This window comes from Cupriavidus sp. GW823-FHT06D04 (assembly GCF_058795055.1).
Map to the genome: position 1 here is coordinate 44,822 of NZ_JBXAHL010000040.1, position 24,650 is coordinate 69,471.

Genomic DNA, 24,650 nt, shown 5'->3' on the forward strand with positions numbered 1-24,650 from the left:
GACCATGGCGGCCGTTGGCCGCATTGGCGATCGCGCAGGAGAGAACTGGCTTGAGAGCCGCGAAAGACTAATCGCTGCGGCAAAGGCGTCCTCGCCCTTCGGCGACGTCGAATGGGATGCCGCGGTCTGGGACGTCTCAGTCGCCTATCAACATCGCACCCGCGGGTACAAAGCACGCGCGCTGCGTCTTCCGTTCACCCAACACAGGCGTAGAGGCTGGGGTGTGGGAGATCCTATACCCGCCCCCTTCTCCGACGTGATCAAGGCGCTCGTTTGCGTGCGTCACCAGAAGCGAGGGCAGTCGGCAGGCAGTCATAGCGTGTTCATTCGCGCTGCGCGTTACGTGTTCGAGGCCACGCGAAAAGCGGGGCATGACGTCGGTGAATTGCGAAAGGACGATCTGGACCGGGCAGCGGCCATGGTGTTCCGCCGTGAGCGGGAGACGTCGGCATACAAGGTTATTGGTCATATGGAAGAGTTGGCCGATGCCTTGGATCGGCACCGACTCTGCCGGGTAAGGCTGGATTGGCGATGCCGACGGAAGTCGCGGCCCCAGTCGCTGACACCGGACAGGATCGGCGATCGGCCCACTGAGGTCTCGGACCGGCTCCCGAGTGAGGAAGCCATCCGTGCCCTCGGGAAGCTCTATCAGACGATTCCGAAAGGGGAATCTGCCGATGACTCAACCCGTGCTGATCGGATACTGATTCTGATTGCCACGATCATGGTTTGTACTGGCCTTCGGATCGGGGAGATGCTCACGCTACCGGTCAAGCCGATCACCATCTCTAGGGATGGAAGTAGGAACCTGCGCTATGCCAGGTTGAAGGGGCGTGCCGACGACGTGGCGGTGCTGTGGCATCTTAAGCCGTTGCTCTCAGAGACAGTGGAGCTGGTGGAGGCCGCGGTTGCGGAACTGCGAGAGGTCACAGCCGGGGCGCGCCGGGTAGCACTTCTGGCCAATCGCCATGGTTTGCTTCTGCGGGGGAAATCCATACCTGAGATGCTAAATGGCCACGACATACGGGCCGTGCTGGGGCTGAAAAGCCGGAACATTGCTCAGTTCCTGAAGTCGCGCGAGATTCCCTTCGAGATCGTGAATCGGGGACTTCTCATTGGCCGAGATGCGCTGTGCAAAGGCATCGCGAAAGACCACTGGTTCGGGCCGTTGATACCTGGGCCCGCAGGCAAAGGGCTCGAGCTCCACGAGTCGTTGTGCGTGGTCTATGCAAACCAGATACACCGAGGGACGCACACCACGCTGACGTATGCGGCCAGGCCCGTGACCGATCAGAATGTTCACGACTTCTTGACTGGACGAGCCGGTTCCCGATCCGTATTCGACCGCTATGAATTCCGCGGAGAGGATGGTCTGGCATTGCGGGCTCGATCCCACGGGTTCCGCCACTTCCTGAATCATCTGCTAGATGAAGGTGGGGCCCCGGACCTTGTGCAAACCAAATGGTTTGGCCGCCATCACGCCGCGGACACCAAGAGTTACCAGCACCTCACCTCTGCTCAACGGGCTGCGCAGGTCGTGCAAGATGTGCTTGATGGCCGGGTTGGCGGGCAGATTGGTGAGATCGCAAAGGCGCTGCCTCGTGAAGTCGCGCGCACCTTCCTTACTGCACGCATCCAGGCAGTTCACGACGTTGGGCCAGGGCTATGTATCCACGACTTCCAGATGTCGCCATGCGAGCGTCATCTCCAATGCACGGCGAACTGCAACGACTACGTCTGGATCCAGGCGGATGAGGCGAAAGCGCAAGAGCTAAAAAGGCAGGCTGCAGTTGCGTATCTCAGCCTTCATGCAGTGAAGGTTCGCGCCCGGTCGCAATCCCTGACGCAGGCCGATTGGTATCGGCACTTGATGACCAGATACCAGCAGCTGATGAAGCAGCTGGCGACGCAGGGCTTCCATGAAGCCGACCTTGTGCGATACCTGAAGCAGGAGCATCGAAATGCCGACTAGCATCCGCGCGAACGCGAAGATAAGTGAGCGCAAGAAAGCGGGAATCATCGCTGAGCTTGAGCGCTGGCAGAACCGGGAGCTTGGCACCACGCTGACCTGGGAGCGTATTGAAGCGTACTCCGGATATACGCGGCAGGCGCTGAGTCGCCATCCGGAAATCGTGCATGCCTATCGAGAAGCGAAGCGCGCTCTGGCCGATGGCGCCCGCCCATCGCGGTCCCGGACGCACAGCGATGAACTCGCCTACCTGGATCGAACGGTTGCGAGCCTGCGGGCAAGGATCTGCTGGTACGAAGAGCTCGAGACGCAGTGGTTACAGCGGTGGCAGCGCATTGCCTTCCATTGCCTCCAGCGAGGCTTAAGCATCGAAGATCTGGATGTTCCGCTCGACCCCTTGAACCGAAAGGGGTAGAAAAAATTGGTTCGTCAGTAAAAAGTGTGGGTTGTCGGCGGCTCAGGGAGTTTGCCAAGTGCATGATATAGCGCGATTTCCGTCGCTTTGAAGGTCTTGAAACCATAGGCTTTTCTCATGGTGACTTTGGCCTTGTTGTTCAAGCCCTCAACGATGCCGCTGGAGAACTGCCCGCGCGCGCGGAAGTAGTTGAGGATCAGTTGCCGGTGCACGCGTACAGTACGGGCGAATTTCTTCATCGGCTCGATGCGCGAGCGCATGACCCGGGTGCACCACTGATCGAGGAATCTTTCGGCCCAGACCGGCGAGACGTATTCCCAGAGCTGCTGGAATTCCTCCTTGAGCAGCCAGGCGCGCACGGTACGCAGGTTGTACTGCAACAGCTCACGCAGGCGCAGCCGCTGTTTTCCGGTGAGGTTTTCCTGCCGCTTGAGCAGGCACCAGCGAGTCTTCTTGAGCACCGGTTCATAGCCGTCGCGGTTCATGCGGCGGGCTTCGTCAGCACGGACCTCGTCGATCGCCTTGTTCATCTTCGCCACGATGTGGAAACGGTCGAGGATGTTCAGCGCATTGGGGCAGTGTTTTGCAACCATGTCGAGGTAGGGCTGCCACATGTCGGAGCAGACAAACTCGACGCTTTCGCATAGCCGTTCGCCGATCATGCCGAAGAATCGAGCGAAGCTTTCCTTCGTGCGCTCCTGCCCGACCCAGAGCAGCCGCGTGCAGCCGGCCTCTATCTGGTAGACCAGCGTGAGGTACTGGTGTCCACGGCCATACTGGATCTCGTCGACCCCAAAGGCGCGGATCGTGCCCAGCTCACGATGGGCCAGTCCCCACTGCACCACCCATTCCACTGCATTGAAGACCTTCTCCCAGCTGGTCCGGAAGCTTCGTGCCGTTTCTTTCCAGGACAGCTTTCGAGCCCATTGCGCCAAGAACAGCATGTATGCCTTCGTCAACGTGTGCTTGCCGCTGGCCCACGGCACCTCTTCAACCTTCACGCCGCAATCGCGGCAGTCAACGCGGCGCATGGCATAGAGCAGAAACACCGCAAAGCCCCACACCGGGATAAACTCGAACTTGCGCTGTGCGAGCGTGTCGTAGCCCCGGGCGGGCCGACTACAGCATGAGCAGATCGCCTTTGAACCCTTGCGCGGACGTACGTCGATTTCGATGGACTGGGTTGCCTCGCACAGCCGCGCACCTTCGTAAACAAAACCGGGAACATGATGGCAAGCATTGAGCAGGCGGGTCAGCAACATGGCTAGCAAGGCCGCGAGCGGCAAGGGCAAACCGGCTATTGTCGCGCAGGATCCGGACACACTGGTGCGATATGTGCCCGACCTGCAGGAATGGCCTGCATCGTGGCGCGTCGAAGACAGGGATATCCCGCCAGGACAGGCAATCGTGGCCATATTCACGCCTTTCCTCGAGCATCTGCTGACTATGGGATACGCACGCAAGACACTTCTTCGCCACCGCGATCACCTCTGGATGCTCGGCGGCGAAATGATCCGGCGACGCTACGAGGATCCCGACTCGCTTGCCATGCCCGTGCTGACCCTCTTGCACAACCTCCTCGAGGAGGACGGCGGCCCCCTCATCTGGCCACGTATCTCCGAGTCTGAGCAGAATTCGTTTGATGCAACCTGCCGAAAGCTCTACCAGTATCTGAATCGGTCGCCGAACGCCTGACCGCGCCTCGATTCACCCACAGATTTCGCTGACGAGCCAAAAAATTGAGATGGTGATGAAGAGGGTTCGTGGCGCCATCCGGCGCCTACCGAGCCAAAGCATCGGGCAGCTTGATCTCGAAAGAGATATGAAAACAGTGAGTATTCGATGCGCACGCGTCCCCAAAGCTGCGGCACACTATCCATACCCAAGCGCATAGCGCATCGACCCCGGCGGCAAGCTCTGCCCGACAATCTTGACGCTTCATCGACCACGAAGACCTGACTGTGGCTCGTGGACAGCGTTACCGGCGAATGTTTACGCCGTTCCGCAATAGAACCGTTCATGCGCCCTGCGGCGCTCGATGGGATTCCGTTCCGCTACGACGGTGCGCCGATGCACTGAGCACCGGAAAAGTCCGTAGTCCCGCCCCATTCTCCACGTTGTATCGCTACTGCTGCCGGCTCGCGCCGGCGGCAGTGGTCCCTTCCTCTTCCAGCCCGGTCCCGGGCCGTCCATACCCCATCCCACCCGCGATGCGCCATGCTGAAAAGACCCTCTGGCTCGGCCGGGGTGTCCTTTGAGCAAGCGAGTTTCCCCGCCTGTCTCAGGCATCGACCAACCACTCCAGTTCGGAGGCATCCCATGACAAGACTGAGTGATATCGTGAAGCATTGGACGCCCGCTCAATGGGACGCCCTGATCATGCAGTACCTGCCGGCGAACGTCCTAACGGACAAGTTCTGGCGCGGCAGGCCAGGCCCTTGCCCCATCTGTGGGGGGCATGACCGATTTACCTACGACAACAAGCGTGGTCGGGGCGATTGGGTCTGCCGTCAGTGCAAGGACGGCCATCCCATGGCTGGCGACGGTCTGGAGCTCATTCGCCGCTCATCAGGCCTGTCGTTCGCCGAACTGGCCAGGGAGCTGGAAGGCAGTCGGGCACCGCGCGTGTTGCCGCAATCAGCGCGGCCGGCGTCACCGAAAGCAGCCATGTCGGACGAGGCGAAGGCCAAGCGAATCCAGCGCGTCTGGACCAACGCCACGCCGTTGGTGCCGGGCGATGCCGCGATGCGGTATCTGGCCGCTCGCATCCCGGGCCTTGCTGCCCCTTGTCCGAGTGCGCTGCGGCTGGCGACGATGGACTACCGGTACGACGGCGTTCTGATAGGTCGCTATCCGACGATCGTTGCGCAGTTCACGCTGCCCGATGGCCGCATGGCGACGGTGCACCGCACGGCGCTGGACCCGGCTAAGCCGGCCAAGGCGTATATCGTGACCGCTGACGGGGAAATCCTGCCGGCCAAGCGCAATGACGTCTCCGCGCTACCAACCGCCGGCGGGGCAGTCCGTCTCATGCCGCCGCGCGATGGAGTGCTGGGTGTGGCCGAGGGGCTGGAAACGGCCTACGCCGCCCACATGCTATTCGGTGTGCCTACCTGGTACTGCCTGAACCGCGTGTTGCTCAATCGGTTCGTGGTGCCGCAAGGTCTGGGCATCCATACGCTGCATGTGTTTGCTGACTTCGATGAAATTGATCCGAAGACAGGAAAATCGCCTGGCATGGCGGATGCCTTGGCTCTGGCCAAGCGCGTGCGCAACGAAGGTCTGACGGTTCACGTGCATCGCCCGATGGTGCGCGGCACGGACTTTTGCGACCAGTGGCTGACCGCCAACCGGTTGCAAGGCATTGCTGGCCCGCGCGCGGTCTGCGCTTAAACCAGTCGTTGTTATTGCCGGCTCTCAAGGCGGCACCTCTTTCTCACTCTGCCCCGCGGGTTCTTGCCCGCAGGGGAGAACCCTTGCGGCAGCTCATTTCTTGGAGTTCTGCTATGTCGTTCAAAGGGTTCAGTGTCATCGTCGGTCGCTTGCAAATCCGCGCCATGCGGCAACTGGCGTCCGGCACCGTACCGGCCTGCCAGTCGGATGCCGAGACTTACCATGTCTACCGTCGCAATGCCGACGGCTCCACTCAACTTCAGCACACCGAAGCGGATTTCGATGCCGCATTTACTTACTGCGCCGGCCGGCAACGACCGACTCTGCACTGACAACTACCCCATATAAAAAGACCCGGCGATGCCGGGTTTTTTTTTGTCCGCTCACTTCTTGCGGAGCGCCATGACAACTCTCAGCGCGGCTTCCCACAGGCAAAAGCCGATGCCGATCGTCAGCAGAAACTTGAAAAAGCGGATGATTTCGTATTCGGTCACAGTTCTGGCCCCTCTTGGTGCGTTGCGGTTGATTCTACTGTACCCGCCTGCGCGCCAAGTCAAGGCCTCGCACCTAGCCGTTGAAGCGACTTGTCGCAGCCACCAGCGCGTCTAGCGTGAGGGAGGAGAGTCCGCCAGCGACTGCAGCCGGGGCAGACGCCCCGAGTGCTGGCGTCTCGTTGGTCGGATCGTTGAGGGACGCGAACGGGAGTGAGGGAGCTGGCGCTTGGCCGCTCGGGACGTCCGACACCGGAACCGCCACGATCACCGGCTCAGCTGTACTACGACGCGGCGGGGTGGACACGGTCGGCGCCGACGAAGCAGCGAGGGGAGGCGTCACAGCCATGCCGATTCCCTCGGAGACATTGCATGCACCGTACTCGGCGAGCTGCTTCAGGAAGAAGGCACGTTGCCGGGGGTCGCCCATGGCGGAAAGTCGTTGGTACAAAGCAGGTGTTGCCGCCGGCGAGATCGTGACTTTGATTTCGAGCTTTCCCACAACCTCTCTCCGTTACCGGCCGCCACCGCGTGCCTGGTGCGCCGAGCCAATCAGGTAGAACCCGCGGACATTGGCAAAGCAGGGCGATTCCATCATGTGCACCGTTGTGCGCGGGAAAGCGGCCTTGATGAACGGGGCGTATATGGCAGCGCCGCCGCCGGTCAGGACGATGGATCGAATGTCTTCGGCGCGGCCGACACGAGATTGCATCTCCTTAACCGTGGCATGGCAAAGCGACCGGGCTTCCTCGAAATAGGGGCGCAGGTCGAGATCCTTGCCATAGAAGAGCATCGGCAGGTTCTCGCGCAGGCATTCGTCGATGCGTTCGATGCCGGAGACCGCTTCGCCTTCGGCCTTGCCGATCAGCGCGGCCATCTGTTGGTAGATCTTCGCAGCGCCACCTGGGACGCCGCCGCTGCGGCTGTCATCCATGGTGAAGCCGCGGGCCACCACCCAGTCCGTCGTGAAGTAGCCCACATCCACGATCAGATGGGAGTTTCGTGGGTCGAACTGGTCCCCGCCGTACTGGGAAAACGAAACTAGCGCGCCGAGCGGTTGGGGCAGCGGCATGACGTTGCGCACGACGATGCGCATGTCGCCGAAGTCCAACTCGCCGGTGTAGCGGTCGCGCAGGTAGTCCGAGTATTTCGGGGTAGTGTGCACCGGCAGACCGAGCACCAGACGGTCCACCTCGGTGACGCCGGCATATTGCAGGGAGCCAGCCAGCAGTGCGGTGTAGTTGGGCGTCGTCACAAAGTCTTCGGAGAGCGTGCGGCCCGTGTCACCGTAGGCCGTGGTGAGCGTGATGTCCGGGCCGACCTCGTAGCGGGATCCATCGACCGTGACGGTGATGACATCGCGAGCCTTCAAGTATCCTCCGCCGTGTTGGGAGAGAGTCGAGTTTGTTGCAGGGGGGGCGAGGGATGGAAACATCTGCAGGCCGATCTCGGCGCCGCGTGCAAAGGCACTCTTGGTGTTGCCGTATCCAACGTCGGTAGCAAAAACTGTGGCTTTCATGTAGAGGTCGCTTCCTGAAGAGCAAGAACAAGGTGAACGGTGGTTGCGGCAGCGATCTGGGCACTGTCAGTCTCTGGCAGTGACTCTCCGAAACTGTCAGACAGTGCCAGACAGTGTCAGACAGTGTCAGTGGCACGGCGTGGAACCCTCTATCAGACAGTGTCAGATAGTCGCCGTGAGTGTCAGTGTCTGTCAGTTTCTGTCAGATCGTCCGCCCAGCTACTGTATGGCTGTTTCGGCGCTGCGCGACGATCGAAAGCTCGCCAATTTCATGCACGTTTCGCAATGCACCGGGGTTGCGCAGGCGGGCCTGGCTCGTTATCCTTAACGTACTTCTCGCGTCCCCGACGCATCGACCCTGCCGCCACGTTGGCGGCCATCCCAAAGCACCGACACCGCCTGAAATGGGTTCTCGGTCGCCACGCTGTCCACGCCGCACACTGTCGCGGTATTTTTTTCTTTCGCCACAAACACATACTGGCCCACACTGAGGACACCGGACACTGCGATGCCGCCTGGCTTAGCGGGTTGTCTGGAGGAATTGGACGTGATGAGGACATGTGGAAACCGGACACCGGACACATTGCCGCCTCCGATACCTAACCACGCCTGACAGCGAGATGCGGGGTAGACGAACACTGCGGGCCCAATACACGGCGGTCCAGATGTCGTCACCTGGGAGGCGGGGGATTGCATGGCGCAAGGGCCATGAAATCTCTGGAACGATACGAGCACGGTGAGCGCGACCGTCACAAGAAACAGCGCAACAAGAGTTACACGAGTGGCGAAGGCGGGTGCGTAAGCACTGGTCGGCGTTCATGTCAGGAGCGATCCTGGCAATCGTGTAGCCCGAACTCTGCCGGCCATATTGCGCGCAGCGCGACTGGTGGCAAGGGAACGGGACGGTCATGACACGCACTTCCACGTGTGGGGCCGACCAGCAAGGGGATCGCTAAAGGATCGGAAGGCAGGACCGTGGTCGACGGCAAACGGCAACACAACACGTGCCAGAAAGGGTTACGCGCAGCGTCACGGGGGATGCGGGCGTAGGTCCGGCGCGCAGCGCAACGCGTGATAGAGGAATGACGGGATGCGGCAGGCAATCGCGCTTGACGTACGTGGCTTGCTGGCCAGGTATGACTTGCCAACGAGGATGAAGGCTGAGATCGAGGTTGCGGTCGCCGGCAACGTGAAGAAGATCCTCAGCCAAACACGGATCAGCCACAAGAACGCGTCGATCAAGACGCAGGAGCGGCGGATGTACACGGTGTGTCGCTCGTTCGGGGAGCTGCGCGGATGCGGCTTCCACATTGAGAGCCCATACTCGCTCCGGCACAAGCATGTGCAGGCGCTGGTGGACTACTGGGTGTCGCAGAAGCAGTCAGGCGGGACGATCGAGAACAAGCTGTCGCACCTGAAGGCCTTTTGCCAGTGGATCGGCAAGCACAACCTGATCCGAACACTGGGCGACTACGTTGATCGTAAGGAACACGGCCTCGTGCGCAGCTACGTGACGACGACGGACAAATCCTGGTCGGGAAACGGCATCGACGCCACGGCCAAGATTGCCGAGATTGGCGCCGAGGACCCTCGCGTCGCAATACAGTTGAAGCTGCAGGCGGCCTTCGGCCTGCGCATTGAGGAGAGCTTCTCGCTGAAGCTCAGTACTGCTTTGCGCAACCTGGACACGATGCGTGTCGTCGATGGTACGAAGGGCGGGCGCGCGCGCGAGGTGCCGGTGCAGCTGCGGCTTGCGGTACTGGAGGAGGCGGCGGCGCTGGTGGATCCCTCAAGCGGCTCGACAACGCCTGCGTCCTATTCCATCAATGACTGGCGGTCCCGCTACTACGGCGTTCTGCGCAAGTACGGCATCTACAAGAAAGGGCTGGGCGTGACCAGCCACGGTCTGCGGCATCAGTGGCTTCAGGAGCGCTACAAGACGTTGACCGGTGTGGACGCGCCGATCAAGGGCGGGAAGGCACCAGACCTAGAGGCGCACCGGCAGGCGATCCAGGCAGTCGTCGAAGCTGCGGGACACAGCAAGGCGTCGAAGACCGGCGCTTACCTGTCGACTTTCACTGCCATGGCGCGAAAGGAGAAGCCACAGGTCAATCCGGATCAGGCTAAGGAGGCCCTCATCGCCGCCGGTGGCAACAAGGCTAAGGCCGCCCAGGCCTTGGGCATCTCGCGGCAGGCGTTGTACCGACTGTTGGACCGGCATCAGGCCGGGGGGAAATCGGTGTAGTTATCATTGGAGGGCGAGCATGCTTATCGACAAAATCTATTCGGACAAAGAGATTAACGTGATAGTCGAACGTGGTCTCGATGCGGCAGCGGTCGCTGAATGGCCATGGGTAGCACTTCCGGATTACGTTATCGGCGTGGCGAGTGTGAATTGTATGGAGGACAAGCACGATCCATACGTTCAGGAGGCCCTGGAGGAGGCGACTCGCTTGCGGCGGGGCCTGCGTACGCACTGGGGACTTTTGGTGGTGGACCAGACAGAGGATGAAGAAGGGCTGCTCACCGAGGTAATCGGGTATCTGGCAGCCGATCCGTATGTGGAGCTTTCGCACTTGAGACGCAATGGCGAAACGGTTGGCACATTCCTAAGCGATGTTGTGAGCTTCGAATTCACCAAGGCTGTTGGGGGAGTGCTTGACGGCGGCGGGTGGGACTGGGATGGCAACGACGGTACTGGCGAGTTCCTTCGTGTGCAGTGGTTTCAGGAAGTTGGGGTGGGGTGGGAAGGCGCGCCTAACGCATACTCTATGAGCTCTGCAATCCTGAGGGCGAACGTTGCAGAAATCTCACGTCGGTGCCAACAGCCCGAGTATCTTGCTGATTTGCGGGATGGAATCGGTGCCGGGCGGCACGTTTCACGGGCGGTGCTGCACTGAACGTGATCAGGTCGCAATAGGTCGGTCGGATCCAACAGGAGGCCGGTAGCCGAGGGGCGCGATTAACCGGTTAAATGCGCTCCCAGGGCATTCAGCGTAGGAAGTCCGGCAGGTAAGGGGAGTCGTCCCAGTGCCCGGTTGCGCCCCACCAGCACAGGAACAGGATAATGGCGAAGACGCCGGAGACGTAGAAGCGCGCCTCCTTGTCGGTGCGCAAGACGTGGATGATTTGCTTGATGCGATCCATGGCGGTTTCCTGATCAGTTGTGGGTGAGCACGGCGCGGACGAAAGGAAGGACGCCGGAGTCCCGGAAAGCATGTTTCGGCTCCTGGGACTGCGCCGACCGGTCAACGAGGGTGGACGTGAGCATGGCGAGGCTGACCTTGCGGCCGGCTTTCTCGCCCGGGTGCGGGGTCGGAGCTAATAGCGCCATCGGGGAATCGCGGTAGGTCTTGTCCAGACGCGGGAACGGGTCGACGCCTGCGAAGCTGGCCAACTCGTTGATGCTCAAGACCGCATACTGGGGCGTCGCGTCGTTGCGGGCCACATAGGCGGCGGCCCCGACTCCGGGCACAAAAACGGCTTTCCACATATAGGTAGGGATCGAGATACGCCCGTTGAGGCGGGCAGCCTGGGCGGGATCGAAGGCCGGGCCGGTGACCACGAAGGCTTGGCCGTACTCGCGCACCATGCGGCGGGTTGAAGTTTCGATGTGGCTCCACAGTCGACGGTTGCTGGCGGCAGCCTGCGGCACGATATTCGCGAGGCTAAAGCTTTCGGCTTGGGAAGCCAGGTCGGGGAAATCTCCTGACGGGGAGAGGTGCCCGCGATCGAGGCCGGAACCGCGTCCGTAGTCGGAGAGGCGGGCACGGTCCGCGGCGGGAATCTCGGCTTCCTCGTAGAAGTCGCTGTCACGCGGGACAGAACGGGCAGCCAGCACAGCCTGGGCTGTGAGATTCTCGGCCGACCACAGCGCGGTTCGGGTAGTGGCCGAAGTTTGCACGGCATATCCGCGGAAGCACAGGAACTGGGTGCGGCTTGCTGGGGCACTGCTGGCGACGCTTGGCTTGCCGTTGGTACCGAAGATGTGCGGACAATCGGTCGCCGGGCCTTTGGCGTAGGCGGCGGTGCTGAGCGCGGTGCTGATTGTGCTACCGAAAAAGGTTGCGGCGATGGCCGCGGCAAAGAACAGGGGCTTGTGCATGGTTGCTTTCCTGAGAGGCGATGCACCTATCTTGCCAAGGCTCGCTCAAAGTCAAGGCTTCAGCTGCTTCCCCTGCAGCGACGCGACGCTCTCGCCGGCGTCCGGCGTGGTATCCAGTACGCGCGCCAAAAACTCCTCCAGGATGGTCGTGCCGCCGAACAGTTCCTCGGAGACCGTTGCGGGCAGTGCATCTAGCGGTTCGATGTGAATCCAGGGCCGGCCGTCAATGTGGATCACCTTGGCGCGGCGCATGAGTTTGCGGTAGCGGCTGGCATCCTTGAGCAAGGCTTCGGCTGGCACGATTTCCTGGAGGAAGGGTTCGGGCTGCAACAGCTTCTCGGCCATGGCGGCGAACAGCGGACCACGCGCTTCCCAGTCATCTTCGTTGCGAGCGATGAGTGCGAGCACGGTGCCGAGGTCGGAGCTGGTCAGTTCCTTGCGCACGATGGCGGATAGCTCGTGCTGCTCGGTCGGCCGCGGGGTCACGCGGGTATTCCAGATGCCGCGCAGGACGGCGTAAGCCTGATCGCGGCCGGCATCAAGGGATTCCGGTGGGGTGGTCATACCGCAACCGGTGCAGGCGATGACGGCCTCGAAGCGATTGGCGATGAAACGAGGCTGGCTGCCGCAGTGGGCGCAGATAAGAAGGTCGTCGGCCATATTGGGGCGGGTTGGCGGGAATCTGGCTGGCATTATGCCAAGATCCGCGACCCGCCCACGCCGGCGCAGGTCGGCTCGCTCAGCCGGCGACGGGGGTGAGCTGCAGGAATTGCTCGGTCTTGGCGAGCAGGTTGGCGATGGCGTGTTGCATGGATCGGGATGAGAGTTGTTGCTTGTCAGCCGTGGTTATCGGCAGGCAATGGCTCATTCTCAAACCTGGCCGGGTAGGTTCGATCGATTGCGCCGGCAGCTCGCTCCAGTGCACCGACATGGTCTTGCAGGTGCGCGGTGGCGTCGCCGACCAGGCGCTGGAACGGCTCGATCGCCTCGTGCATCGCATCGGACGCATTGCGGGCGATGTAGCCGATCTCCCAGAACTCGGCAAGCCATGAGCCATCGGGAGGCCGGGGCCCGCCCTGGCGGCCAAGTGCGATGGCGCCGCGGATCGCCAGCACGGTTTCTGGTTGGGGGAAATCATCGTCGGCATTCATAGTCAGCAGTTTTGTTCAGGCGGCAGGTGTTGGTCGCCGCCGGTGGGCAGGTAGTGCTGCAGCGCGTGCTTGTCGCGAAGCGAGCGGATGGTGTCGGGGTCGAGCGGGCCTTGGGCGCTCCGCGTCATTACGTCCGCGATGAAGCCGTGCAGCGACTTCAGTTCGTTGGCCAGCGGTTCGGGTGCATAGATATAGAGGCCGCTCAGCATCGGCCGCACGAACGTCGTTTCACGGGACATGCGGGCCAGCAGCCGCCGCGCGGCGTCGTAGCCAATGCGCAGGTGACGCTGGACCAGCGGGACCGACGCCGCACGATGGGCGTGGACCAGGCGGATCGCATCGTCGTAGGCGGCATTGAACGCCTCGGGCGTCGTCAGGTGGAGGTCGCGTTGCGTGACTTGGGCGTCTATCACTAGGGCTCCTGCGGTGCATCGCTGGCTGGCGGCGTGCCGGCGATCGCTTCATCGGTCATTTGCGCGCCCAGGGATGCGCTGGCCTTGGCACCTGACGTGGCGGCGGGGGTAGTAAGTGGAGGCATATTCCTGAGTGCAGTGTTGTGCTGGGGTGAGAAGGATCGGCACCAGCGTAGCGCCCCAACACGAAAGTCAAGTCGCCGTGGCCGCGGCCCTTGACTGACGTCGCGTCGCGGGCGGCAGCTTGAGCGCGTCCAGCGGCTGCGTGCCGGGAACCCATTCAACGAGGGGAATGTCCGCCTGCCCGTAGTAGGCGCGTTTCTCAGCCATGCGCTGGTCGTACTCCGGGTTGCCGGCCAGGCCAAGCACCTCGATCACGGTCTCGGGCGTGGTGTCCGTGAGCCGGAAATCGGGATGCACGGGTGCATGATCGACGTGCCGCAGAGGCTTCTCGAAGGCGCGGCCCGCGCCTATCAGGCGGTCGGCCATCGCCACCTCGTAGGTGGAATCGCAGGGGATGAACTGGGCGTTGGCGAGCATGGCGGCCACGTCCATCACGTTCAGATAGCCCTGGCGCGACTTTTCGAACGCGAGCACGGCCACGCAGCGGCTGTCCTCCCGCCCGATCCCGGCAATCGCCACTGCGTACTTGCGCTGGAACTGCTTATACAGGTCGTCGGACAGGAAATACCAGTGCCGGGCCTGGCGCAGCTTGAGCCGGCCGCCATGGGGGCTAGGCTGCAGCGCATCGACCTCCCCGATGATGAGGCCGCGCTGGTAGCCGTCCTTGCCGGTACTGGCGCGGTCGTGGAAGGCTTCGAGTTCCGCTGTCTGTTCGGCCTTGCGGGCCTCGTCCCAGCGCTCCATCACATGCAGGACCTCGCTGCCGGAGCGACCGTTGATCTTGCACTCGGCGAGTTCGGCCACCACCCGCGACCAGCAGGCATTCCAGCCGCGGCGGCCATACCCCGGCCACACGTGAAGGCCCGCGGACTGCCAGGCGTATTGCAGGAACGCCAGCAGCGGGGCGGCGCGGCGCTGGCTGCGCGAGGCGGACGAGGACGGCTGGCGCTTGCTGGCGGTCTGCCCGCCGGCGGCGACCTTCAGGGATACATCGAGGCGAACATCGTGGGTGCCGTCGGCGGACGGGAACGCATCGTGCGCGCTGGCCGCACCGTTTGACCGGTTAAACCGGTTGAGGAATGGATAGCCTTCGCGGTGCGGGGCAGGATCGTCCGGCCAACGGGCGAGAATGAAGATCTTGCCGTGGCGGCGGATCACCAGCTTCGGGCGCGGCGAGACCATGCTGTAGCCGCATTCGGCAAAACCTTGGTGGGTCTTGGCGCGGTCCAGCACGCGGGCGTAGTCTGCGGGTGAATCCAGCACGCGTTCCAGGTCGTGTTCCTCGCTGCCAATGCGAACGGTGATCATCCGGTTGTTCTCCTATCCATCGTGTCGGACACGGCCATCGCGGAATGCCGGCGCGGGCGCGCTTCGGAGGCCATGCGTAGAAAGGTGGTTTTGCCAGCGCCGGCGTAGGCCTTGACCGGGCCGCCAGCGGTGACCGCGGCCACAGCATCCAGTTCGTCGGTCGGTCGCACGTCAGATGGCCAACGGTTCTTGCGCCGGCAGCACTGGGCATGCTGCGCGTGCGGCGGCATCCCGGGCGCGGCACTCGGCGACGCGGCGTGCCTGGTTGCCACTCTCCACGTCGACCATCCACGCAAAGTACGTAGAGGTGGTCGGGCCGACCCATGCCGACCACTTCGCGCGGATCACGGCCCGCACGGCCTCCGGTTGGGCAAAGTAGATCCTGCGGGCGTCTCGCCAGTTGCGCGCGTAGTAAGCGCGCATCCTTTGCTCGCAGGAATCGGTGCGCACCGTGCGCCGTGCAATCTCTTCTTCCACCGAATGTTGTTCGGCGGCCACGTGGTCGGCCAGCAGCGGATAGCGCTCGCGCTCGCGTGCCTGCTTGCGGGTGAAGGCAGCCTGGCGGCGGGCGGTGAAGGCAATTGGGTTGTAGCGTTCTTGGCGTGTGAAGCACATGGTCTGGCTCGGCTGGATGCTCAACGAATCCAGCTTAGCCGGCCCTGCGCAAAGTCAAGGCGGCGGGCGGACCCATTGCGGCAGTCACCATTGTCGGGGCGAATCGGCCGGTCTGATCTGGGGAATGACGTATCATTTCGCCTCTCTTACGCCGGTTGACCGGCTAATCTGCCCTTGAACCGCATCCCATGATGGAAGTCGACCTCGGCACCCGGCCCCGCGACGAGCGGGCGCTCGCCGCTCCCGGCGAGCCGTACTACCGCGAGCTGGCCACCATCCACGCGCAGGCCTATCGACGGATGCTGGATCGGGTGTTCTGGCATCCGCCGGGCGATGTGCTGCGCTTCGAGATCCGCGCCGTCCCGTCCGGCGCCGGCACCCAATACACGGTCACGGCAATCCTGGACTGCATTGGCGAGGTCTGGTTCGACCACGATTCCCTCCCGGCTCGTTGGGACACCATCGCGACGTACGAAGTGTCCTGGTCGCTCACGGAGTTTCAAGGCGCGATTCACGGCGTGGAAGTTGTGAGCTTTGAGAGGCCAGGCGGCAAGCGGGGCAATGAGCGCATGCCCGACTACGCATCCGTGCAGGACCCGGCCGAGGCGGCGCGCTATCGCTGGAATGTCGTCAACCGGCTGCGCAAGGCGGGCATTGCCCTGAAGTAGCGCCAGAGCCTTTCTCGGCGGCGCGCTTTGCGGTATCCTGCGGGCTACTTCAGCGTCCATGACGCATCGACACCGCCGAATCCTCGGCACAGCTTTTTTCTCACCCATTGGGGCCATGTCCCCATGGGCACGGCTCCATCTTTCGTTGGAGCCACCATGTTTATCCACTATCGCGGCACCCCCATGGCTGTTCTGGCCATTGTTTCAACTTTTTTGCCGCACTGGGTTTCACGGTCACAACCGTCGACTCAGGTCTGTTGTACCTGCAACTGACTTGCTGCGCGATGATCGGTAGCCTGATCGTCGCGGCCTGGTTGGTTGCCTATTCCTCGCACACGCGTTACGTCCAAGCTTTGGGCTGACGCCTCGGGCCGCCTCTGCGGCCCTCCTTCTCGACCACACTCTTTCCCGTTGGGGCCTTGTCCTCGATGGGCAGGCTCCGTCTTCGCCCTTTGGAGCCTGTCTTATGTCCACCATCGACCGCTTTTCCGCTTTCGCTTTGTCGGCAGTGGGATGCATCTTTGCCCTGGCCTTCGCCTTCTCGATGACCACCGAGGACGCATGGCTGCTTGCGTTCCAACTCGCCGTCTGCATTTTGCTTACCGCATTGCTGTTCGTTGGCTGGCTGCTTGCCACCAGCTACGCGATGCAGCGCGATGGCAGCGTGCTGCGACCGATGCCGGAAGCCGAATCCACCATCGCCGGCTGAGCGCCACGCGCGTCAGCCCATCATCAACCCACTGGGGAATGCTCCCGGTTGGGGCGTTTCCCCGCGTGATCCAAGGAAACGCCATGTTCCAGAAATTCCTCGAAATCGAAGTCGGCCCCTCTCCGTGGGACGAAGCATGCGCGCAGGTCGGCAGCGATGACTATGCCGAACGCTCGCCTATAGAGTGCGCGGTCTATATCCGCCAACTAGGCCGGATCTTCGGCGTCCACGCGCCCGAAGTCCTGACCTTCGTGCGCCGGGGCTTCCCTCACGATCTCGGTCGCTATCACGAAGTAGTAGCCTGCATGAACGCGGCAGGCCATGCTTTGTTCGATGCATCCCGCCTGCCCGCGCAGTGGGATCACGTCGCCCGCGCCGAGCTGGCCTGGCTGCGCCTGAGCTATCGCTACCGCCGCCTGTTGCAGGACGGCGAGTGCGAACTGCAGGACGTGCCGATGCTGTATCGCCTCGGGTCGATTCCGGAGTTCCCGGATCATCCGGTCGCGCACTGGCTGGCGCTTGGCGTCGTGCCGATGCCTACCGGCCCGGCACTGGCCCTGCACTGATCCAGTCTGGGCGGACGACTTCGGCATAGCCGAGCGCATCGACCTATAGCCCCACCTTTTACCCCTTCGGGAGACTCCCGTTGGGTGGTCTCCCATCCCATCTTTGAGAGACCTTCCATGTACAAGCGAATCATTGAGCAGTTCATCGCAGCGCAGAAGGCGGCCCACGCCGCGTACGCCGCGGCCGCAGCTTTCGAGCGCGAAACCGTGGCCGCTATTCCCGACCACTACAAGTCGGTGGAGCTTCGCAGCGAATACCGTACGGAGAAAGAGCTACAGAGCTTCTGCCGCTCGGTCGCTGGCGGCGTCGTGAATCGCGCGCGCCGCGAATTCGCTCCGCCTGGCGCTCGGCTGGATATTGCCAACCAGGACGAGTATGAACGCGCCGGACTGGATATCGACGAGGCCCTGAAGGCAGGGAAGATCCCCGACATTGACGGACTCTGGGCATCGATGGCCCGTCGCTACGGCGGTCATGGCGGGGCGGAGCTGGCCTATCAGCAGGCCGCCCAGCGGATCACTTCTGGGTTCGGTCTCAGCCGCCGGCGCGAGGTCCTGCGTACCGCTTCGGCCGTGGTGCTGCGCAAGTCTGTCATTTCCGAGGCCTGCTATCGACGATCGTCGCGCAAGGTCGGCTACTACAGCTGCCAGAGCACGGCGGACTGCCTGTCTGGCCTTGCCACGTTTGCAGCCAAGGCTGGGCATCACCTGCTGGCGGCCGGGCTCAACCGCGTGAACGTGCACGACGTCGAATACAACTACCGCGAGAAGCAAAGCTACCCCGGTCTCGACATCGTGTTTTTCAAGGAAGCGTGGGAGTTTAAGTTCTCCCACCAGGTCGCCGACGACTTGTTGCTCTTCCTCGGCGAGTACGGCGAGGCGTTCATGCAGGAAGCCGCCTAGTTGCCATGTAAACTTTCTGGGTGGCGCCTGCGGGCGCCCCGTCATATCGGAGTAGAAGTACATGTACAACGCACGCATTGAGGCATTCCGCGCAGGAGAGAGAGCGGCCGGAGTCCAAGCAATTGCATCAGCGTCGATCGAACTCAAGCGGTTCTGCCGGAAGCAGGTGGCAGAGATCATCCAGCGGGCGAGCGTCGAATTTGGCCTCGCCGGCGCGCCTATCGCCATTGACGAAACACGCCTGCCCATCGACGGTTATCCCAATGTCTGGGAAGCCATCCGGGCCGGCGTTGTGCCGGACCTCGATCGCTTCTGGAATCTGCTGCGCCAGACCTATGAGGCCGACGGGCCGGCGAAGGCCGAGCTGCAAACGGCGGCCACGCTCTTCCGTGCCTTCGGCCTGGCCAGCAGTTCGGCCGTGCGCCGCTCCGCCGCCTTCGTTCGGCTCAGGCTCATGGCTGTATCGGAGACGGTGAGCAGTGCAACGCGGCCCTCGCGGCAACTGCATTTCGGCTCATTGGAGCCTGTCACGCAGGCATTCGCGGCTCTGGCGGTCTTTGCACGCCACAATGGCCACACCGTGCTGGCGAGCTGCCTAGCGCAGTTTCATCCGGCCGACGTGTTTCAGTCGCAGCAGCGGCGCACCTTCCCAGGGCTCGACGTCATTCAGTACAACGACTACTGGGAGTTGCGATTCGCCACGCCTGTTGTGGACACGCTTCTGGCGTTTGTCCAGCGGCACGTCGGCATAGCACCTCAGTTCGCATAGCCGCCACGGCTTGCATCCCCTTAACGCCCCGTCACCGACGGGGCTTTTTCTTTTCTGGAACCCATCATGTCTACCTGGTACGCGCCCTTGCGGGCGATCGTCAGTCTTGGCTCCCAGGCCGAGAAGATCGCCCACATGGGCGAGTTACACGCGGCGCGTCAGCGCCATCTGTCCCAGTTCTTCACTCCCGATGCCATTGCCCACCTGATGTGGGGCGTGGTGGCCGCCTGGCAGCCAAACCGGAAGGTGTCGATTCTGGACAACTCGGTCGGTTCGGCCCGCCTGCTGCAGTTCGCGGACCCGGGCACGCACAGCCTGTATGGCGTGGACGTGCACCGACCAACGATCGAGGCGGTTCAGCAAGCCGTCGAGGCGGCTGGTTTTGACGGCAGCTTTCGGCACGCCGGCATGGAGGAAATCCATCCGAAGCGCTTCGATGCGGCCCTCATCAATCCGCCGTTCTCCATCCACCTCGAATCGCCGCACCTGAAGGCCTACGACTGCACCACTTGGGGACGGTTCGGGGCCAACACTAGCGCCCTGAGCCATGAATATGCGCTCTCACAGGCGCTCGACGCGGCGCAGATCGTGGTGGCACTGCTGCCGACGACTTTTGTCGACAAGTTCGCCGGCCGGATCATCGGTCATGGCGAGCCCTTCAGCGATGCCGCAAGGCGTGTCGTCGGCGTGTTCGACCTGCCGGCAAACGCCTTCCGCGAGGAAGGCGCCGAGGTGCGCACCTCTATTGCGGTGTTCGCGCGCTTCCGGAGGCGAGCCAGCGATTTCGTGCGGCAAGCCGTGTCGGATCTGGCGCAACCGTTGCCCACACTGGAACTGCAAGCGGAGGATCGCCTGTACGGCGAACCGCGGCTGAGTCACCAGCTGCTGGACGACGAAGGGCCGGCCATCACGCGCCCGGTGACCTCGCAGAAACGGGTACGCATCTCGCATGACGGCCGCCGCATCGTGCTTGGTTTCGACTGTGGGTTCGTCGAGGCGATGGTGCTCAACCGTGTGCTGGAGCGCCGCATCGTGTCGCTGGAAGGGCAGCGCCTGCCGCGTGGCTTTCGCTACGCCGGCACGGGCCGGCTGGATCTGGAAGCCTATCTGGTGCAGCCCGATCCGATCGGGGCCTTGGGCGAGCTCGTCGGCTTGGTGAAAGCCGCCGGCGGCGAGCCTGAGTTTGCACAGGGCTTTCTCGAGCACTTCCGCCGGCGCCTGCGTCGTAGCCAGCGGCAAGCGTTGCCGTTGCGCCATGCGGTCTGGACGACGGGGGTAGGTGCCGCCAATACCCTTACGGGTACGGCGACGAAAACGCATGTCGTTGACCCGACCCTGTGGGGAGGCCCGGTCATCAAGGCTGGCCAGGAGGTGCGCTTCGATCGGCAGACCGATGGCCGCTACCAGTACCAGGTGCGCGACAAGGGCTACGTCGTCTCGTTGGACGAGATCACCACCCGCTACAGCGTCGAGAAATCGGCGCAGGCGTGGGAGATCGTCCACGAGGGGCTGGCCAGGCGCTACCCCGAGCAGGCCGAGCGGCTGCGCAAGCGGCTGCTGGCGCTGGGCATCGAGCGCTGGCTGGACTGGCAGTTCCAACAGGAGGACCTGGTCGAGTTGCTGCTCAAGCCCAACGGTGCGGTAGCGGCGTGGGAGCAGGGCTGTGGCAAGTCGCGTCTCGCGGCCGGCCTGATTCTGCTGTCGGGCGTCAAGCACGGCCTGATCGTGGTGGAGGCTCGTCTCATTGCCGAGATGCGCGCCGAGCTGGAGCAGGTCATGCCGGCTTCGGACGTGCATGTGATTCAGTCGCCGGAGGATCTGGTGCGGCTTGGCCGCATCAACCTGATCGCCTATGAGCGCTTGCGCATGCCTGTCGACCGGCAGGCTTCGCGCCGCGTCACCTACGCGCATCGGTTGCGCCGTCGCATTGGCCTGCTGGTGGCCGATGAGGGCGAGCGCCTGTCCAATCCGAACAGCGACCAGAGCCGTGCGCTCTGGCAGCTATCGGCGAAGCGGCGTTACATCCTGACCGGCAGCCCGATTGCCAACTACCCGCGCGATATCTTCGGACTGATCGCGTTCACGGGCGGTGACGGCACGGCGGCCCAGCCGTATGGCTACCGGCGTGGCTACCTGGAAGCGAACTGGCTCGCCTCGGTGCAGCATGCCGAGCGCGGCATCGACCGCTTCCGCAGCGACTTCGTGGTGCTGGAGTGGGTGACCTGGGAATTCGCCGAAAGCCTGCAGGACGGGGCCAAGCGCGAAGTGCCCAAGATCGGCAACCTGCCACGGTACCGGCAGATGCTGGCGCCGCATGTGAAGCGCCGGCTGGTGTGCGAGCCCGATGTGGCGCGCTATATCCGCATCGAGCCGCCCGCGGTCGAGATGGTCGAGACGCCCTGGGATCCGGCGCATCTGTCGCTGTACCTGCGTACTGCGGACGAGTTTGCCCAGTGGTACCGGGAGATACGCAAGGACGGCCGGCCGAACAACCTGATCGCCATTCTGGCCCGTATCCGCGCCGTGCATTTCGCCGCCAACTACCCGCAGCATGGGGTGGATGGCGTTGGAGCGCTGGGGCAGCTGACCAGCAAGCAGCGGGCGGTCGTCGAGCGGATGGAAGCCATCGCCGGGGAGGGCAAGCAGGCCATCCTGTTTGCCGAGAACCCAGGCGTCATCAACCTCATCGCCAGTCAGTTGAAGGCGAAGGGGGTGGAGACGGTGCGGTTCCACGGCGGGATTCCGATTGCGAAGCGCGTGGCCGACAAGGACAAGCGGTTCGTCGGCGGAAATGCCACCGGGCTGCTATGCACCAAGGCGTCGGGGCGGGCTGGCTACAACCTGCCCAATGCCGACTACGTCCTCTTCTATGACCGTTCGTGGACATGGCGCATCGAGTATCAGGCGATGCGGCGTGCGCTGCGCTGGAACCGGAAGGGGCAGTTGAAGGTCCTGTACTTCCACCTGTTCTCCCACGGGGCGACAGTGATGCGCATTGGTGAGACGCTCGCCTGTAAGGGGTGAAGGACTATGCAACGGATCGGCAACAGATGGGCCTCGGATTCGCTCTTCTCTTTATCTCGGCGTTGCAAAGTGGTGCAGCAGTACTTTAGTTCTTCCGAGCTTGCGATGGACCGCGATGCAACCTGACGACGTCTTCGTTATCGTTATCACGTATCCGCGCCTGAAGGTCTGCGATCGCGGCCTCGCGCACGAGGAGCAGCCCTTCAAGCTCCTGGACCCTGTGCGATAGCGCATAGTTTTGCCGGGCAACTGCTTCCAGTTCAGCCTGAAGATCTTCAGCAATGTTTCTATACTCTCGCGCCCTCGCTTGCGTGCGAGTCAGTTCACCGCGCTTGGATTCCATCGACGAGTCCGTCATCGTGTTGCCGGTTCTCTTTAGCTTGTCGAGAAAATCCTCGTGATAGCGATATAGCGTCGATCGATTAACCTGAGCCTCTTTTGCCACCGACAGCACGGACACGGCCGTACCGGGCTTGACCCGCTTCGGCTCCCCGACAAGAATTCGCGCCAACGCGAGTTCGAGCAACTCCCGTGTTGCGTTAACTGATCGTGCTTTGTGTTCGACCAGAGACGCTGGGTTTCCGGTACGAGGGAGTTTAGCCTTCGGCATGACTGACTTCCCCTTCGAGCTTGGCGATGGTTTCCCGTGCCTTCGTCAGAATCCGCTGGGCGCGCACCTTTCCTGGCAGACCGATATCCTGGCAGGCGATGACGGTCTCCTGCTGACGTGCAATTTCCTGCCATACAGGAAGGTGCTCGACGCCAATGATCGCCCAATTGCAGTCCACGCACATGTCCGGCTCAAACAGGCAACGGCTGCCGCATCCTGTTCCTTTCGCGCTCCCGGCGCACCAGCTATGTCCGGTCCCAGTCAATGATATGGTATCGGCCAACTCCGCGATCAACTGCTCCTTATTGGCCGCAGTCCGGATCGTTCTTCGCCACTCGCCAACCCACGTTGACCCGTTCGCAACGGGCCTGTCGCTATCGACGATGTTCGACAGGATCTCGACATGGCGATCATGTTTCGCGTTCGCAATCATAGTCACGAGATCGGAATCAGCCTCGTATTCATCCGTGCCCTCGTCGGCATATAGCAGCGTCATATCGAGCGCGAAATGCCCGAAATGCTCCTTCAGGTACAACAGATCACCCATCTGGTTCTTGGCATAGTTGTAGGCGAACGTTCGTCGGAACTGATGCGGTGCGAGCGGCCACGGCTCCCCATTATCGCCGGCGATCGCATGGCGCTCGCAAAACTGCTTCAAGTGATAGGTTGACACGCTGTTACCTATGACGGCGATCCGCTTCTCTGAACGGTTTCCAACGCCAAGAAACAATTTGTCTTTCTGATTGCGGACCGTCTGCAGCCGCTTCATCTGCGCGACCGAGCGCTCAGCCAGAGCGATGAGTTGTTGCTCTTCTACCAACAGCATTGCGCGCAGCGGCTCAGACAGCCTCTCCATCACACGGACAGCCGTCTCGACAATGGGAGGCACCACCCACCTCTTAGGACGGACACCGGTTTTGTAGATTGTGCCATGCAGCCATCTGAGTTCAACACCATCTCGCGAATGGCCATGAACTATGCAGTTCGTTGAGAGGGACAACAATTCGCTATCGCGAATGCCGGAGAACATTCCGATCACGACGTAGCACGCCGTCTTCAGGCTGATGAGATCCCGAGAATGTTCGCGAGCTGTCGAGTATCCCAGTGACCGAGCAACTACCGTAACCTGCCATGGCTTGCCACCGCTCTTCGGAAGAGATACCTGCTTGTGTTCACATCCGGCAAGTTGATCCCGCACGTCGAGAATCTTCGTTGCACGGTGCTCAACATAGTCGATGGCGACTTTCCCGAGCTTGCGCAAGACCCCGTCGGGGATAAGGGGCGTCTTCGGCTTATACCTGTTCGGCGAAGAAAGTACTCCAGACAGGTGCCCGGCCGTGTCGAACGGCCACGGATGCAATTGCAATGCATCGGACAACTTCTTGCGTTGCAGGTACAGCGTCTCCAACAGGCCAAGCCGTTCCCGTGCGGTTTTCATGCTCACGCCAGTCCTGGCGTGGGCAACGAATTCCATCGTGAATCCATCGATCTGTCGGAACTGGGTATATCCACGGCTGACCATCCATTTCAGTAGTATCCGCAACGGGCTGTTGAAAAGCTCCACAACAGTGGTCATCCCAGGTCGCTTTCGCCCTTCAACAGGCTCGGAAAAATACGACCATAAGAAATCCTTGGAGGACCTGAGAAGCCCGGCATTCTCGGGATCGGTTAGCCGTGAACCATTCCCAAGATCGATTGACCAATCAATTCGCTTCTCGGCATTGTGCTTGTTCTCGTGAGGTAGATAGGGCCAGAAATCCCATACGTTGTCGTGGTACCTACTGACGACCAACTGCTCACCACCCGGCATCAGTGCGACTGAGACCGGCCATCGCAGCTTTTCGTCGATCGGCAGATCACGTATTGAGGGGAATGGGATCAAATTTGTGTTCATGAAGG

At 62.2% G+C, this 24,650-nt stretch carries 25 protein-coding genes; 13 read left to right on the plus strand and 12 right to left on the minus strand.

Annotated elements, in window-relative coordinates; all coding sequences use genetic code 11:
* Positions 1 to 4 precede the first annotated feature (4 nt).
* Together AC1Q7H_RS32885 and AC1Q7H_RS32890 are read left to right on the plus strand one after the other, a co-directional pair.
* The gene (locus tag AC1Q7H_RS32885; RefSeq protein ID WP_114131539.1) at positions 5 to 1,972 is read left to right on the plus strand and encodes an integrase; all 1,968 of its coding nucleotides are present in this window, start codon (positions 5 to 7) and stop codon (positions 1,970 to 1,972) included.
* Positions 1,962 to 2,384 (plus strand): hypothetical protein, encoded by a 423-nt coding sequence (locus AC1Q7H_RS32890; protein WP_226797586.1) that lies wholly within the window; start codon positions 1,962 to 1,964, stop codon positions 2,382 to 2,384. Before AC1Q7H_RS32885 ends, AC1Q7H_RS32890 begins: the two co-directional genes overlap by 11 nt.
* Positions 2,385 to 2,398: 14 nt before the next feature.
* Here AC1Q7H_RS32890 and AC1Q7H_RS32895 read toward each other — a convergent pair whose 3' ends face one another.
* Positions 2,399 to 3,646, minus strand: a complete 1,248-nt coding sequence (locus AC1Q7H_RS32895; protein WP_492316538.1) for an ISL3 family transposase — start codon at positions 3,644 to 3,646, stop codon at positions 2,399 to 2,401.
* Here AC1Q7H_RS32895 and AC1Q7H_RS32900 point away from each other — a divergent pair.
* The 3 genes from AC1Q7H_RS32900 (at position 3,645) to AC1Q7H_RS32910 (ending at position 6,109) form a co-directional block, all read left to right on the plus strand.
* Entirely contained in the window at positions 3,645 to 4,079 is a 435-nt protein-coding gene (locus tag AC1Q7H_RS32900) for a hypothetical protein (RefSeq protein WP_492316539.1), read from the plus strand. The genes AC1Q7H_RS32895 and AC1Q7H_RS32900 overlap by 2 nt on opposite strands.
* A gap of 624 nt (positions 4,080 to 4,703) precedes the next feature.
* On the plus strand, positions 4,704 to 5,777 hold the full coding sequence (locus AC1Q7H_RS32905; protein ID WP_492316540.1) for a primase-helicase zinc-binding domain-containing protein: 1,074 nt from the start codon (positions 4,704 to 4,706) through the stop codon (positions 5,775 to 5,777).
* Positions 5,778 to 5,890: 113 nt separating this feature from the next.
* Positions 5,891 to 6,109, plus strand: coding sequence for a hypothetical protein (locus AC1Q7H_RS32910; protein WP_492316541.1), 219 nt, complete (start codon positions 5,891 to 5,893; stop codon positions 6,107 to 6,109).
* A 235-nt stretch (positions 6,110 to 6,344) separates the two neighbouring features.
* Here the strand turns inward: AC1Q7H_RS32910 and AC1Q7H_RS32915 are convergent, their stop codons facing one another.
* Both AC1Q7H_RS32915 and AC1Q7H_RS32920 read right to left on the minus strand, forming a co-directional pair.
* A complete protein-coding gene (locus AC1Q7H_RS32915) occupies positions 6,345 to 6,770 on the minus strand; it encodes a hypothetical protein (RefSeq protein WP_492316542.1) in 426 nt (141 codons plus the stop codon).
* 12 nt (positions 6,771 to 6,782) lie between these two features.
* Positions 6,783 to 7,787, minus strand: coding sequence for a PRTRC system protein D (locus tag AC1Q7H_RS32920; RefSeq protein ID WP_479944787.1), 1,005 nt, complete (start codon positions 7,785 to 7,787; stop codon positions 6,783 to 6,785).
* A gap of 1,090 nt (positions 7,788 to 8,877) precedes the next feature.
* Between AC1Q7H_RS32920 and AC1Q7H_RS32925 the strand changes: the two genes are divergently transcribed.
* Both AC1Q7H_RS32925 and AC1Q7H_RS32930 read left to right on the plus strand, forming a co-directional pair.
* Entirely contained in the window at positions 8,878 to 10,032 is a 1,155-nt protein-coding gene (locus AC1Q7H_RS32925; protein ID WP_492316543.1) for an integrase domain-containing protein, read from the plus strand.
* 19 nt (positions 10,033 to 10,051) lie between these two features.
* On the plus strand, positions 10,052 to 10,687 hold the full coding sequence (locus tag AC1Q7H_RS32930) for a hypothetical protein (RefSeq protein WP_492316544.1): 636 nt from the start codon (positions 10,052 to 10,054) through the stop codon (positions 10,685 to 10,687).
* A gap of 91 nt (positions 10,688 to 10,778) precedes the next feature.
* Here AC1Q7H_RS32930 and AC1Q7H_RS32935 read toward each other — a convergent pair whose 3' ends face one another.
* From AC1Q7H_RS32935 to AC1Q7H_RS32965, 7 genes are all read right to left on the minus strand, one after another.
* Positions 10,779 to 10,934 carry a hypothetical protein gene (locus AC1Q7H_RS32935; protein ID WP_492316545.1) on the minus strand — a complete coding sequence of 52 codons (156 nt, stop codon included), beginning with the start codon at positions 10,932 to 10,934 and terminating at the stop codon, positions 10,779 to 10,781.
* Positions 10,935 to 10,947: 13 nt separating this feature from the next.
* Positions 10,948 to 11,892 (minus strand): DNA/RNA non-specific endonuclease, encoded by a 945-nt coding sequence (locus AC1Q7H_RS32940; RefSeq protein ID WP_492316546.1) that lies wholly within the window; start codon positions 11,890 to 11,892, stop codon positions 10,948 to 10,950.
* 51 nt (positions 11,893 to 11,943) lie between these two features.
* Positions 11,944 to 12,552, minus strand: a complete 609-nt coding sequence (locus AC1Q7H_RS32945; protein WP_492316547.1) for a hypothetical protein — start codon at positions 12,550 to 12,552, stop codon at positions 11,944 to 11,946.
* A 176-nt stretch (positions 12,553 to 12,728) separates the two neighbouring features.
* Positions 12,729 to 13,043 (minus strand): hypothetical protein, encoded by a 315-nt coding sequence (locus AC1Q7H_RS32950; RefSeq protein ID WP_492316548.1) that lies wholly within the window; start codon positions 13,041 to 13,043, stop codon positions 12,729 to 12,731.
* 2 nt (positions 13,044 to 13,045) lie between these two features.
* On the minus strand, positions 13,046 to 13,456 hold the full coding sequence (locus tag AC1Q7H_RS32955; RefSeq protein WP_492316549.1) for a DNA translocase FtsK: 411 nt from the start codon (positions 13,454 to 13,456) through the stop codon (positions 13,046 to 13,048).
* Between the two features lie 192 nt (positions 13,457 to 13,648).
* Positions 13,649 to 14,887 carry a DUF1173 family protein gene (locus AC1Q7H_RS32960; RefSeq protein ID WP_492316550.1) on the minus strand — a complete coding sequence of 413 codons (1,239 nt, stop codon included), beginning with the start codon at positions 14,885 to 14,887 and terminating at the stop codon, positions 13,649 to 13,651.
* A 171-nt stretch (positions 14,888 to 15,058) separates the two neighbouring features.
* A complete protein-coding gene (locus AC1Q7H_RS32965; RefSeq protein WP_492316551.1) occupies positions 15,059 to 15,502 on the minus strand; it encodes a hypothetical protein in 444 nt (147 codons plus the stop codon).
* Between the two features lie 188 nt (positions 15,503 to 15,690).
* Here AC1Q7H_RS32965 and AC1Q7H_RS32970 point away from each other — a divergent pair, with 188 nt between their 5' ends.
* From AC1Q7H_RS32970 to AC1Q7H_RS32995, 6 genes are all read left to right on the plus strand, one after another.
* Positions 15,691 to 16,170 carry a hypothetical protein gene (locus tag AC1Q7H_RS32970; protein ID WP_492316552.1) on the plus strand — a complete coding sequence of 160 codons (480 nt, stop codon included), beginning with the start codon at positions 15,691 to 15,693 and terminating at the stop codon, positions 16,168 to 16,170.
* 466 nt (positions 16,171 to 16,636) lie between these two features.
* Positions 16,637 to 16,879 carry a hypothetical protein gene (locus tag AC1Q7H_RS32975; protein ID WP_492316553.1) on the plus strand — a complete coding sequence of 81 codons (243 nt, stop codon included), beginning with the start codon at positions 16,637 to 16,639 and terminating at the stop codon, positions 16,877 to 16,879.
* An 83-nt stretch (positions 16,880 to 16,962) separates the two neighbouring features.
* Positions 16,963 to 17,445 (plus strand): hypothetical protein, encoded by a 483-nt coding sequence (locus tag AC1Q7H_RS32980; RefSeq protein WP_492316554.1) that lies wholly within the window; start codon positions 16,963 to 16,965, stop codon positions 17,443 to 17,445.
* A gap of 117 nt (positions 17,446 to 17,562) precedes the next feature.
* Positions 17,563 to 18,348, plus strand: coding sequence for a hypothetical protein (locus AC1Q7H_RS32985; RefSeq protein WP_492316555.1), 786 nt, complete (start codon positions 17,563 to 17,565; stop codon positions 18,346 to 18,348).
* Between the two features lie 61 nt (positions 18,349 to 18,409).
* Positions 18,410 to 19,117: a hypothetical protein gene (locus AC1Q7H_RS32990; RefSeq protein WP_492316556.1), complete on the plus strand. Its 708-nt coding sequence runs from the start codon at positions 18,410 to 18,412 to the stop codon at positions 19,115 to 19,117.
* An 87-nt stretch (positions 19,118 to 19,204) separates the two neighbouring features.
* A complete protein-coding gene (locus AC1Q7H_RS32995; protein ID WP_492382150.1) occupies positions 19,205 to 22,141 on the plus strand; it encodes an SNF2-related protein in 2,937 nt (978 codons plus the stop codon).
* A gap of 85 nt (positions 22,142 to 22,226) precedes the next feature.
* Here the strand turns inward: AC1Q7H_RS32995 and AC1Q7H_RS33000 are convergent, their stop codons facing one another.
* Both AC1Q7H_RS33000 and AC1Q7H_RS33005 read right to left on the minus strand, forming a co-directional pair.
* Complete coding sequence (locus AC1Q7H_RS33000; protein WP_492382151.1) at positions 22,227 to 22,751, minus strand: TetR family transcriptional regulator; 525 nt, start codon at positions 22,749 to 22,751, stop codon at positions 22,227 to 22,229.
* Positions 22,738 to 24,645, minus strand: coding sequence for a site-specific integrase (locus AC1Q7H_RS33005; protein WP_492382152.1), 1,908 nt, complete (start codon positions 24,643 to 24,645; stop codon positions 22,738 to 22,740). Before AC1Q7H_RS33005 ends, AC1Q7H_RS33000 begins: the two co-directional genes overlap by 14 nt.
* Between the last annotated feature and the right edge of the window lie 5 nt (positions 24,646 to 24,650).